The 12,628-nt window shown below is 62.9% G+C and carries 11 protein-coding genes; 2 read left to right on the top strand and 9 right to left on the bottom strand.

Annotated features, from left to right (window positions below; genetic code table 11):
- Positions 1–58: 58 nt before the first annotated feature.
- The 7 genes from QM996_RS06125 to dusB form a co-directional block, all read right to left on the bottom strand.
- Positions 59–922: a D-amino-acid transaminase gene (locus tag QM996_RS06125; protein WP_500269693.1), complete on the bottom strand. Its 864-nt coding sequence runs from the start codon at positions 920–922 to the stop codon at positions 59–61.
- 11 nt (positions 923–933) lie between these two features.
- Positions 934–2,310, bottom strand: coding sequence for a Trk system potassium transport protein TrkA (gene trkA, locus QM996_RS06120; protein ID WP_500269692.1), 1,377 nt, complete (start codon positions 2,308–2,310; stop codon positions 934–936).
- Positions 2,311–2,459: 149 nt separating this feature from the next.
- A complete protein-coding gene (gene ntrX, locus QM996_RS06115; RefSeq protein WP_500269691.1) occupies positions 2,460–3,824 on the bottom strand; it encodes a sigma-54-dependent transcriptional regulator in 1,365 nt (454 codons plus the stop codon).
- A complete protein-coding gene (locus QM996_RS06110) occupies positions 3,814–6,084 on the bottom strand; it encodes a sensor histidine kinase NtrY-like (protein WP_500269690.1) in 2,271 nt (756 codons plus the stop codon). Before QM996_RS06110 ends, ntrX begins: the two co-directional genes overlap by 11 nt.
- 222 nt (positions 6,085–6,306) lie before the next feature.
- On the bottom strand, positions 6,307–7,761 hold the full coding sequence (gene ntrC, locus QM996_RS06105; RefSeq protein ID WP_173516348.1) for a nitrogen regulation protein NR(I): 1,455 nt from the start codon (positions 7,759–7,761) through the stop codon (positions 6,307–6,309).
- Positions 7,758–8,909 carry a two-component system sensor histidine kinase NtrB gene (locus QM996_RS06100; protein ID WP_429816905.1) on the bottom strand — a complete coding sequence of 384 codons (1,152 nt, stop codon included), beginning with the start codon at positions 8,907–8,909 and terminating at the stop codon, positions 7,758–7,760. Before QM996_RS06100 ends, ntrC begins: the two co-directional genes overlap by 4 nt.
- Positions 8,906–9,949, bottom strand: a complete 1,044-nt coding sequence (dusB, locus tag QM996_RS06095) for a tRNA dihydrouridine synthase (protein WP_500269689.1) — start codon at positions 9,947–9,949, stop codon at positions 8,906–8,908. Before dusB ends, QM996_RS06100 begins: the two co-directional genes overlap by 4 nt.
- Positions 9,950–10,076: 127 nt before the next feature.
- Here dusB and QM996_RS06090 point away from each other — a divergent pair, with 127 nt between their 5' ends.
- On the top strand, positions 10,077–11,303 hold the full coding sequence (locus QM996_RS06090) for a bifunctional 2-C-methyl-D-erythritol 4-phosphate cytidylyltransferase/2-C-methyl-D-erythritol 2,4-cyclodiphosphate synthase (protein ID WP_500269688.1): 1,227 nt from the start codon (positions 10,077–10,079) through the stop codon (positions 11,301–11,303).
- Complete coding sequence (locus QM996_RS06085; protein WP_500269687.1) at positions 11,303–11,800, top strand: CinA family protein; 498 nt, start codon at positions 11,303–11,305, stop codon at positions 11,798–11,800. Before QM996_RS06090 ends, QM996_RS06085 begins: the two co-directional genes overlap by 1 nt.
- Here QM996_RS06085 and QM996_RS06080 read toward each other — a convergent pair.
- Both QM996_RS06080 and QM996_RS06075 read right to left on the bottom strand, forming a co-directional pair.
- Complete coding sequence (locus QM996_RS06080; protein WP_500269686.1) at positions 11,788–12,237, bottom strand: type II toxin-antitoxin system RatA family toxin; 450 nt, start codon at positions 12,235–12,237, stop codon at positions 11,788–11,790. The genes QM996_RS06085 and QM996_RS06080 overlap by 13 nt on opposite strands.
- Positions 12,238–12,246: 9 nt before the next feature.
- Positions 12,247–12,570 (bottom strand): P-loop NTPase family protein, encoded by a 324-nt coding sequence (locus QM996_RS06075; protein ID WP_500269685.1) that lies wholly within the window; start codon positions 12,568–12,570, stop codon positions 12,247–12,249.
- Between the last annotated feature and the right edge of the window lie 58 nt (positions 12,571–12,628).

Raw genomic sequence — 12,628 nt, 5'->3', positions numbered from 1 at the left:
GATATCTGCAATCAGAGGCGCCACAAGTACCTTCCCCGACACCTCTCTAAGTTTGGTATCAAATCAATGTCTTTTCCGCAACGCCGAAAAAGGCTTCACGAATATTCTGTGCTATGCTTCCCGGATGGCCATTGCCGATCGGCCTGCCGTCCACCGAAACGACCGGAAAGCAGATGCTGGTAGCAGCGGTGATGAACACCTCGCGCGCCGCGAGCATCTCCTCGACCGAGAACGCTCTCTCCTCGACCTTGAGCCCAAGCGGGCCCGCGACGTCCATCAGTGTGGTGCGGGTGATTCCCTTCAGGATCCCGTGCTCCGCCGGACGTGTGCGCAGCGTTCCGTCGCGATCGACGATCCAGACATTGGTCGCGGCGCCCTCCTTCACCGTGCCATCGGCGTCGACGAAAATCGCCTCTTGCGCGCCCTCCTCCTTCGCCTTCTGGCGGGCAAGCACGTTGGGGAGAAGCCCGACGGACTTGATGTCCACCCGGTCCCATCGGTTTTCCGGCACGGTGATCGTCGAGATCCCCTGCGTCGCCTTTTTGGCAATGGCTTCGGCATCGGTGCGCTTCGCCGTCACCACGATCGTCGGCATGGTCTCCTTGGCCGGGAACACATGATCGCGGCGCGCCACGCCGCGCGTGACCTGCAGGTAGAACAGACCATTCCGGACCCGGTTGCGCCGGATAACCTCCCGGATCACATGCACGAGCGCCGCACGGCTCATCGGCCAGTCGATGCGCAATTCACGAAGCGAACGGTCGAGACGATCGAGATGCCGGTTGAGATCGACGATGTAACCATGACGGACCTCGCAGACCTCGTAGACGCCGTCTGCAAACTGATAACCGCGGTCCTCGATATGGACTGCGGCGTCGGCGTGCGGCACGTAGGCACCGTTGACATAGGCAATTCTTGGCATGGATCTCGGCCCTAGAAATACTGGATGCTGACGCGGAAAAGCTGTTCGACATGCCGCACGGCATCGGCGGTCGCAAAGAGCACCACACGGTCCTTTGCCTTGATCTTCGTGTTGCCGTCCGGGCGGATGAACGTCTTGTCGCGGTAGAGCGCCCCGATGCGGATGCCATCGGGAAGTTCGAGGTCACGCAGGGCGCTGCCAACCAGCGGCGACGTTTCCAGCGCTTCGGCCTCGATCACCTCGGCCATTCCCTTCTGCACCGCGTAGACGGAGCGAATGCGTCCCTTGCGCACATGTTGCAGCACGCGGGAGATCGTCACGGCACGCGGGTTCACATAGGCGTCCACGCCAGCCGTGCCAGCAAAATCCTGATAGGACGGTTCGTTGATCAAGACGAGCGTCGACTTGGCGCCGAGCCGCTTCGCCATCATGCTACCGAGGATGTTGATCTGGTCATTGTTCGTCAGTGCAACCACGAGATCGGCACCCTGAACGTCCGCCTGCGCCAGGATCCGCTGATCCATCGCCGAGCCGTTGAGGACAACGGTGTTGCTCAGCTTATCCGCCATTACCACTGCCCGGTCGCGATCACTCTCGATCAGCTTCACCCGGGTCCGCGGCTGATGCTCCTCGATGGTCTTGGCAACGAAGTAGCCGACATTGCCGCCGCCGAAGATGATGATGCGCCGCGCTTCCTGCTCCTCATGGCCGAAGAGCGCCAGGGTCCGGCGGGCATGGTCCCGGTCGCAAACGACATAGGCGATATCGCCCGCCTGCAACTGGTCATCAGAGTGCGGCACCATGACCTTGCCGTTGCGGAAAATACCGGTCACCGTCGCGAGCAGATCGGGGAACAGTTCGCTCAACTGCTGCAGCGGCGTGCCGACAACAGGGCAATCTTCGAGGCACTCGAAGGCGACCATGGCAATGCGATCTTCGGCGAAACGCACGACGTCAATTGCGCCGGGAAAGGAAATACGCCGCAATACCAGCCGCCCAACCTCGACCTCGGGCGAAATGGTGACATCGATCGGCACGTTCTCACGGGAGAAGAGATTCGAATACTCGGGCGCGAGATAGCTTTGTGCCCGGATGCGCGCAAGCTTCGTCGGCACGTTGAAGATTGCATGCGCCACTTCACAGGCGACGATATTGACTTCGTCGGAAAGGGTGACGGCGATCAGCATGTCGGCCTGGTCGGCGCCGGCCTTGGCGAGCACGTCCGGATGCGCGCCGTGTCCGACATAGCCGCGTACGTCCAGGCTCTCGGTGATGTTGGCAATCAACGCCGCCGACGTATCGATCACCGATACGTCATTGTCTTCCTGTGCCAGCCGCTCGGCGATGCCGTATCCGACCTGCCCCGCGCCACAAATGACTACCTTCATGTCGTCCTTTCAATGAACTACAGCGACCTTTGCGTCTACAGCGCCGCGCGTCTTATCAGACGCGCAAAAGTCGCTGTAGCATTTTGAATTGCTGCATGGACGCGCAGCGCTGTAGGAGCGCGGGTGCCAAGGCCGTAAGTTGTATCGGCTCAGACGCCCAGCGACTTCAGCTTTCGATGCAACGCCGACCGTTCCATACCGACGAATTCCGCCGTGCGCGAAATATTGCCGCCGAATCGGTTGATCTGCGCGATCAGATAGTCACGCTCGAACATTTCGCGAGCCTCGCGCAACGGCAAGGTCATGATGTGCTGGTCGCCCTGGGCCGAGATCTTCGGCAGGGTATCGCCCACTTCCGTCGGCAGCATGTCGGCAGAAATCGGGGTATCCGGACCGTCGCTGCGCGCAAGGATCATCAAACGTTCGATGTTGTTGCGAAGCTGGCGGATGTTGCCGGGCCAATCATGGGCCTGGAGCACGGCCAGCGCGTCGTCGCCGATCTTGCGCGGACGGATACCCGCCTGCTCGCTGACCTGGCGCATGAACATGTCGACGAGGAACGGAATGTCCTCGCGCCGCTCGGCGAGCGCCGGCACTCGCACCGGAATGACGGCAAGCCGGTGGAACAGGTCTTCGCGGAACAGGCCCTCGGAGATCATGTTTTCGAGATTGTAGGCCGTCGAAGAGATGATCCGGACATCGACCCTGACGCGCTTGGTGCCTCCGACGCGTTCGAACTGTTGGTCGACGAGCACGCGCAGGATCTTGTTCTGCGTCTCGCGCGGCATCTCGCCGATTTCGTCAAGATAGAGGATGCCGCCATGAGCCTCCTCAAGAGCGCCCGTGCGACGCGGCTGGCCCGGCGTGCCTTCGGTTCCGAAAAGCGCGACCTCCATGCGGTCAGGCGTGATCGCCGCGGCGTTCAGCGCCACGAACGGACCGGCCGAGCGCGTCGACTTGCGGTGGATCATCCGCGCGACCAGTTCCTTGCCCGACCCGGACGGCCCCTGGATCATGATGCGGCTGTTGGTCGGCGCGACCTTCTCGATCGTCTGACGAAGCTGCGACACGGCAACCGACGTGCCGATCAACTCAACGGGATCGCCGGACTTCCTCTTCAGCTCAGAGACTTCACGCTTGAGCTTCGAGTTTTCCAGCGCCCGCTCGGCAATCAGGATCAGGCGGTCGGCCTTGAAGGGCTTCTCGATGAAGTCGTAGGCGCCACGCTTGATGGCGTTGACCGCGGTCTCGATGTTGCCGTGACCCGAAATCATGACGACCGGAAGATCCGGATACCGTCCCTTGATCTCGTCGAGCAGCGCCAGTCCGTCGAGGCGGCTTCCCTGCATCCAGATATCGAGGAAGACCAGACGCGGCACGCGATCACTGATCGCCGCCAGCGCGCTGTCGCTGTCGAAGGCGGTGCGGGTTTCGTGCCCTTCGTCAGAGAGGATACCCGACACGATCTCGCGGATATCTTCCTCATCGTCCACAACCAGAATATCAGCGGCCATCGCTCGCACCCTTATCCTTCAAACTGTCTTCGCCCCCGGCCTCTCCGGCAGGCGGCAGGATCACGCGGATCATCGCCCCGACACCGCCGTCGAAATCGGCTGGCGCATCGTGCAATTCCAATTGTCCGCCATGGTCCTCGATGATCTTCTTGACGATGGCGAGCCCGAGGCCCGTGCCCTTCTCGCGCATCGTCATGTACGGCTCCAGAATCCTGTGCCGGTTCTCCGTCGGCAGCCCCTTGCCGTTGTCGATGATATCGACAACGAAACGACCCGAGGCCAGGTCAATTCGTGCTCGCGCAACGATCATCGCGTGGCCGCGCACCGCGTCAGCAGGCACCGCCTCGATCGATTCGACCGCATTCTTGACGATGTTGCCGAAGGCCTGACCGAGCATGCGCCCATCAAACAGGCCTTCGAGCGGCTCTTCGCCGAGGTCCCGCACGAAATCGATGTGATTGTTGCCCATCTCGCGCAGGAACATCGCATCCTTCAGGATCGCGCGGAGATCGGCCTTCTCCTTGGTCGGCTTCGGCATGCGCGCGAAAGCCGAGAACTCGTCGACCATCCGGCCGATGTCTTCCACCTGGCGCACGATCGTATCGGTGCACTGGTCGAAGACCGTCTTGTCTTCCTGATTGATCTGCTTGCCGTAGCGGCGCTTCAGGCGCTCGGCGGAGAGTTGGATCGGCGTCAGCGGGTTCTTGATCTCGTGCGCGATGCGGCGCGCCACGTCGGCCCAGGCCGTCGATCGCTGCGCGATGACGAGGTCGGTGATGTCGTCGATGGTGATGACGTAGGATTCGTTCGACTCGCCGCCCTCTTCGCGCGTTACCTGAACGTTCAGCGTCCGCTCGGTCCCGCCGCGCATGATGTTGATCTGCTTGCGGTAGTCGTTGCGATGGCGGTTTTCCGCCTCGACCAGGACCTCTTCGATCTCGGGCGCCACCGTGCGCAGATCGGCACCCAGGAGTTCAGGTGCCGCCTTCTTCAGGAAATCTTCGGAGGAAGAGTTGGCGATGGTGATCTGCCGATCGCGGCCGACACCGATCACGGCCGCGGTCACGCCCGAAAGGACGGCCTCGATGAAACGGCGGCGATGGTCGACTTCGTCCTTCGCCTCCAGGATCTGCTCCTGCTGGCTGCGGATTTCCGAGACCATCTTGTTGAAGGTGCGCGACAGGTTGCCAACGTCGCCGTCGACGGCGCGCACGGGCACGACGACGTCGAGATTGCCCGAGGCGACGCTATCGGCAGCGCCGATCAATTGGCGAATGGGCCGGACGATCCGGTCGGCGACGGCGATGGCGGTCCAGATCGCCGCCAGGAGAACGATGAGCGCAAAGCCGATGTAGAGGACGCCGAAGGCGATCTGCGTGAAGGTCCGCCCGGCCTCCAGCATCTTGTACTCAGCCGTGTTCTCTTCCATCAGCCGCAGCGAGCGCATCACTTCCGGATCGACATTGCGAACCGTGTAGAGATAGGTGCCTGGAATATCGTCGAGCGGGATCACGGCGCCGACGAGGTTGGTAACCCCTGGCGGGATCAGGGTCGGCTGGCCGGAGACGGAGCTTTTCAGCGCGTCCGGTGGAATGGCCGGCAGTGGGCGGTCGGTGGAAATGTTGGCCTGGATGATGGCGCTGCCGTCAGCGCGCACGAGGAAGGCGCCGAGCATGCCGCGGCCCCGCGCCTGGCGGGTCATCAGCTCCGTAAAACCGGTGCGGTCGAGGCTGTAGAGCTGCCGGTTGCGTTCGAGGTCGTTCGCCATCGACACGGTCTGCCCCTGCAGATAGCTGGCATTCTCGAGCACATAGGCCTGGGCAACGTTGATCGACGAGCGGACGATCGCCTGGGTTCGAAGCGAAAACCAGCGATCGAGACCGACATCGAGGGTGATGCTGGCAAAGATCGCGACGAGAACCGCCGGCGTGATCGCGACGATCGAAAACAGGGCAACGATGCGCACGTGCAGGCGCGCGGCGGCGCGGCCCTTGCTGCGGGCCCGCAGCAGCCGCAGGATTTCGCGGGCGATCAGGTAGATAAGGCCGACGACGAACAGGCTGTTGATGGCAGCGCAGGCAATGACGACGTTTCTCTCGAGCCGTATCGGCGTCAATCCGAGAAGCACGAGCAGCGAGATGGTGGCGCAGATCAAGGCGCCGGTCGCCAGCATCAAGCCCGGGAGAGCAAAGGACGCGCGCCGGTCCTGCGCCGCGAGTCCCTCATCTGTGCCCAGCGGCAAGGCCATTGCGTCCACCATAAAAAGCGTTCCCCCAACCGCCGCCTGCCGGCGACGGCATCACTTGCTGGCATTCTCTGGTCAAAGGTTGACCTCACCGCCCAAATGGGCTGCTGCGTTGCGGCCCCAGTCAATCAATTGGGTCAAATCGATTAAACGAGACGGCAACGACGCACGATTCGGCGGTCGTCACACGTTCAAGCAACGCATTGTGGCGAAAATGCAACGGTGGCCGTGACCAAGTCAAGCGCTGCGTGAGCTGCGATAGACCGAAACGCCAAGTTCGCGGATTTTCTTGCGCAGCGTGTTACGGTTGAGGCCGAGCAAATCGGCCGCCTTGATCTGATTACCACGGGTTGCGGTAAGTGCCGCCAGGATCAGCGGATACTCCATTTCGGCGAGCACCCGGTCGTAGAGGCCGGCCGGAGGCAAGGCGTCGCCGAAGCTTGCGAAATACTGGCGCATGTTTTCTTCGACGGCCTGTGAAATGGTGAGCGATCCGGGCCGCGCGGCGGTCTTCTCGATCGGACTGTCCGGTATCTCCGAACGCAACTCGTTTTCGATGATTTCGCGGGTGATCACATCCTGTGGATAAAGTGCCGTGAGGCGCCGCACCAGGTTTTCCAGCTCGCGCACGTTGCCCGGCCAGGCATGCGCCTTCATCAGTTCCAGCGCTTCGTGATCGAAGCGCTTGACGTCGAGCCCTTCCTTTTCCGCCTGCTGGACGAAATGGCGAACGAGATCCGGAATATCCTCTGCGCGATCCCGCAGCGGCGGCAGACGCAACGGCACGACGTTGAGGCGATAATAGAGGTCTTCGCGGAACAGGCCCTGATTGATCGATTGCTTCAGGTCCTTGTTGGTCGCCGCCACGATGCGCACATCCGAGCGGATCGGCGTGCGGCCGCCAACGGTCGTGTACTCGCCCTGCTGCAGCACGCGCAGCAGACGGGTCTGCGCGTCCATCGGCATGTCGCCGATTTCATCGAGGAAGAGCGTGCCGCCCTCGGCCTGCTCGAAACGACCGGTCGAGCGCATCTGTGCGCCGGTGAAGGCGCCCTTCTCATGGCCGAAGAGTTCCGATTCGATCAGATCGCGCGGGATCGCCGCCATGTTGATCGCCACGAACGGGCCGTTGCGGCGCTTGCCATAATCATGCAGCGCGCGGGCGACGAGTTCCTTGCCGGTGCCGGACTCGCCGGTGATCATCAGCGTCAGATCCGTCTGCATCAGGCGCGCGAGCACCCGGTAGATTTCCTGCATCGCCGCCGAACGGCCAACCAGCGGCATGCCGTCCTGGGTGTCGTCGTCGAGCTTCGCCGGCCGGCGTTTGGGTTCCGATAGCGCCCGGCCGATGATGCCGATGAGTTCGGTCAGGTCGAAGGGCTTGGGCAGATAGTCGTAGGCGCCCTTCTCCGAAGCCTTGATCGCCGTCATGAAGGTGTTCTGGGCGCTCATGACCAGCACCGGCAGATCGGGGCGCGCCTTCTTGATGCGCGGCAGCAGGTCGAAGGCGTTCTCGTCGGGCATCACGACGTCGGTCACGACGAGATCGCCGTCGCCCGCCGCAATCCAGCGCCACAGCGTCGCCGCATTGGAGGTGATGCGGACATCGTAGCCGGCGCGGCTCAGCGCCTGGTTCAGCACGGTGCGAATGGCTGCGTCGTCATCCGCGACGAGGATCGTGGCACCCGTCATGCAAGGTTTCCTTTTGTCATCGGCATGTCGTCTTCATCCGCTGCCTGGCCCTTGGAGGCTGGCATCAGGACACGGAAAGTGGTGCGGTTCTGCTGGCTGTCGCATTCGACGATGCCGCCATGGGCGCCGATGATCTTGGCGACCAGCGCGAGCCCCAGGCCGGAACCGTTGGTCTTGGTGGTGATGAAAGGATCGAAGAGCAGCGGCAGAAGGTCGGAGGGCACGCCCGGCCCATTGTCGTGCACGCAGAATTCGAGCGGCAGCGAGATCTTCTCGCGCGTTCCGGCAACCGACAGGCGGATGCCCGGCCTGTAGGCCGTCGTCAGCACGATCTCGCCATCTGAGCGCTCGCCGATCGCTTCGGCCGCATTCTTGATCAGGTTCAGGAATACCTGAACCAGTTGATCGCGGTTGGCGAAGACCGGCGGCAAGGACGGATCATAGTTCTCCGCGAACTTGATGTGTCGCGCGAAGCCGGCCTTGGCGATCGCTTTCACGTGGTCGAGCACCGAGTGGATGTTCAGCGGCACGCGATCTACGGGGCGCTCGTCGGAAAACACCTCCATGCGGTCGACCAGCGAGACAATGCGGTCAGTCTCATCGCAGATCAGCCGCGTCAGCGCCCTGTCTTCGTCATTGACCGAGGTTTCCAGCAGTTGTGCGGCGCCGCGTATGCCGGAAAGCGGATTCTTGATCTCGTGCGCCAGCATCGAGGCAAGGCCCGTCACCGAACGGGCGGCGCCGCGATGGGTCAGCTGCCTGTCGATCTTGTCGGCCATCGAGCGCTCCTGGAAGACGACGACGACCGCGCCCGGCTCGGAAAGAACCGGCGCGACATAGAGATCGACAAGCTTGTCGGCGCCGAGACGCGGCGAACTCAGGTCGACACGGTACTCATTCACCGGCGCCTTGCGTTCGCGCACCTGCTCGATCAGGGTCAGCAGCGGACTGCCGAAGGGGATGAACGCGCTGATATTGTGGCGCGCCAGGTGATTGGCACTGGCGCCGAAAAACGATTCGGCTTCCCAGTTGGCGAAGGCGACCAATCCATTGGCATCGACCAGGATCACCGGGTTCTGAATGGCGTTCAGGACCGCCATCGACAGACCGTTCGCGGCGGCATCGGGAATGCTCGGTTTCTCGGTCATGCGGCGATTCCTTCTGCGACCATCTCGCCGTCAGACTTGGCCGGCGCCGCATCCAGCATCGCCGCGCGCGCCCTGTCGCGGACAAATCGGACATCGGTCGATGTCAGGATTGCAGCCTTTTCCGCACCTGCCATATCAGGGACGGCGCGGTCGAGATACCAGGCGACATGCTTGCGGGCATGCCGCAAGCCGACGTCGACGCCATAGAATTCGAGCATCATCTCGTAGTGCTCCGCAAAGATATCGGCGATCTCCGCCTGCGAGGGCTGCTCGACGGCACCGGCGAGAAAGCCGATGTGCCACGGGCGCCCCTGCGACGAGCGCCCGGCCATGACGGCGTCGGCACCCGACCGGCAGAGAATCTCTTCCGCGTCGGCGATCGTCTCCACGTCGCCATTGGCGACCAGCGGGACCGTAACGACGTCGCGAACCGGGCGAATGGCATCCCAATCGGCCTTGCCGTTGTAGAACTGCATGCGCGTTCGACCGTGCACGGTGATCGCCTTCACGCCCGCCTCTTCGGCGCGTTTCGCAATCAGCGGCGCATTGATGGAGTTTTCGTCCCAGCCGAGCCGCATCTTCAGCGTCACCGGCACATCGACGGCGTTTACCGTCGCCTCGACCAATGACAATGCGTGGTCGGGATCGCGCATGAGTGCCGAGCCGGAATAACCGCCCGTCACCTTCTTGGCCGGGCAGCCCATATTGATGTCGATGATATCGGCACCATTGTCGGCGGCGATCCTGGCGGCTTCAGCCATCCAATGCGCTTCACGACCGGCGAGCTGGACGATATGCGGCTTGATGCCCGAATTCTTCAGGCGCGCCCAGGATTCCGACGCGTTGCAGACCAGCTCGCGGCTCGCAACCATCTCCGTAACGACGAAGCCGGCACCGAAGCGCCAGGCGAGCCGCCGGAACGGCAGATCGGTGACACCGGACATGGGCGCGAGCGCAACCCGGTTGCGGATTTCGATCGTCCCGATTCGGAGCGGCGAAGAAAGAGCCGGAATTGGCAAATGCTTATCTTTCAGGCACATGTTGTTGCTGCACTATTTTTAGACATTGTTCTTGAGCTTGCCAAGCGATTTCGGCGCCTTGCGCAAATTTCCTCGCTTGGCTGGCAAAGCACGACCCTTCGCGGTACATCACGGCGAAGATCGGCGAATGCGGGACCTCATACAGAAGATGCAGCCTCAAGGACAGCTTAAGTGCGGCGTGGTGATCGTTGCAGCCGGGCGCGGCGAACGTGCAGGACAATCTGCCGAGGGTCCAAAGCAATATCGAACCATCGGCGACCGCCCCGTTATCGCCCATACGCTTGACACTTTCGCGACATGGCCGGGCGCAGGCCCGATCGTCGTCGTCATCCACCCGGACGACGAGGCCCTGTTCGACGCGGCGCGCAAACGCTCGGTGGCCGGCGACGTGATCATCGTCCATGGCGGCGCGACGCGGCAGGTATCCGTGCTCGCCGGCCTCGAGGCACTCGCCGGGACCGGCGTGGGCCATGTCATGATCCACGATGCGGTCCGCCCCTTTGCCGATCACGCGCTGCTTTCGCGTTGCGCCGCCGCGCTCGGCGGCGAGGTCAAGGCCGTGTTGCCGGCGGTCGCGGTCGCGGACACGCTCAAGCGCGCGGGCAAGGGCAGCGTCGTGCTGGAGACTGTTCCGCGCGACGGCCTCTATGGCGCGCAAACACCGCAAACCTTCGATCTTCCGGCCATTCTCGCCGCACACCGGGATGCGGCCAAGAGCGGCCGCACCGATTTCACTGACGATGCTTCGATCGCCGAATGGGCCGGCCTCAAGGTCGTCCTCGTCGAGGGCACGGTCGACAACGTCAAGCTTACGTTGAGAAGGGATATCGCCATGGCCGACGAGAAACTCAAGCGCACCGCCCTGCCCGATGTGCGCACGGGCAACGGTTACGACGTGCACCAGTTGATCGAAGGCGACGGCGTCACGCTCTGTGGCGTCTTCATTGCGCACACGAAGAAGCTCTCCGGCCATTCCGATGCGGACGTGGCGCTGCACGCGCTCACCGACGCGCTGCTCGCCACCTGCGGCGCCGGCGACATCGGCGACCATTTCCCGCCGTCCGATCCGCAATGGAAGGGCGCGCCGTCGCGCATATTCCTGGAGCATGCTGCACGGATCGTGCGGGAGCGCGGCGGCATCATCACAAATGCCGACATCTCGCTCATCGCCGAAGCGCCGAAGGTCGGGCCGCATCGCCTGACGATGCGTCAGAACCTCGCGGACATGCTGGGAATTTCGCTCGACCGCTGCTCCGTCAAAGCCACGACGAACGAACGCCTCGGCTTCGTGGGCCGCGATGAAGGCATCGCCGCCATCGCCACGGCCACCGTCGTCTATGGGAGCCTTTCCTGATGTGGCCCGCCGACATCGAAGTCAAGGCTGGCGAAATCATCGCCGAGCTCACGGCACGCGGCCTCAAGATAGCGACGGCCGAATCCTGCACGGGCGGCCTGATCGCGGGAGCGCTCACCGAGATTTCCGGTTCGTCTGCCGTCGTCGATCGCGGTTTCGTCACCTATTCCAACGAAGCGAAGGTCGCCATGCTCGGTGTCGAGACGGCGACGCTTGCCGCCCATGGTGCGGTTTCGCGCCAAACGGCAATCGAGATGGTACAAGGCGCGGTGCAACATTCGGCGGCGGATTTTGCGGTTGCCGTCACCGGCATTGCCGGCCCCGGCGGCGGATCGGCCGAAAAGCCGGTCGGGCTCGTGCACCTTGCGGCATCGGGGCGAAATGGTGAGATGCTGCATCGGGAGATGCGTTATGGCGACATCGGCCGCAGCGGCATCCGGCTTGCGACCGTCCGCACCGCGCTCGACATGCTCGCGGAAATCGCTCAGATCGCGTAGATGCTGTCGGCGCGCTTTTCGAAGGCGTCGGAAAACATCCGGAAGGCGCGGTCGAACATCGAGCCCATCAAGGCGCCGAGAATGCGGCTCTTGAACTCGTAGTCGATATAGAAATGCACGACCGACTGGCCCTCGCCCGCCGGTTCGAAACGCCAACGATTGTCGAGGTACTTGAACGGCCCGTCGATGTATTTGACGTCGATCGCACGCTCGGCCTTGTTCAACAGCACCTGCGTCGTGAAGGTCTCGCGGATCGCCTTGTAGCCGACGGTCATGTCGGCAAGCAGCAACACCTTGCCGTCGCGCTCCTTGCGTGAGCGCACCGCCAGCGCCTCGCAGAGCGGCAGGAATTCGGGATAGTGCTCGACATCGGCGACAAGATCGAACATCTGGTCGGCGCTATGCTTGACGACATGGTTGGTTTCGAAATGTGGCATGATCGAGAGCTAGTGGCCCCGCTTTATCTTAGCAAGTAGCAACGCCGTTTCGGCGTGCGATTTCAACACGAGAACCGGCAGGTCGGCATGAGCCGTCAGTTGCATCTCGATCTCAACCGCATCCCTCCGCTCGAAGTTCCAGACGTAGCGGAGGAAATCGAGATCGACCCTCTCCGGACAACCGTCGGCCATATCCGGGCGGGTCTTTTTCCAATAGGCGAACCAGCGCCAGAGCACCCCGCGCAGCGACACCCAGCGCGGCGGCCGCATCCAGATCACGACATGCGCACGCGGCAACCGCAGCGGCAGCGTCTTCGGGCCGGTGCCATCCATACCAGCGTTCGCCGGCCGCAGCCCTCGAGATCAGCGCGAGCATTTCCTGCCGCGGCCG

It is taken from the genome of Sinorhizobium chiapasense (assembly GCF_045277575.1).
Taxonomy (GTDB): domain Bacteria; phylum Pseudomonadota; class Alphaproteobacteria; order Rhizobiales; family Rhizobiaceae; genus Ensifer; species Ensifer chiapasense_A.
Note: the sequence above shows the minus strand (reverse complement) of the source record. Positions and strands in the feature narration are given on the sequence as shown.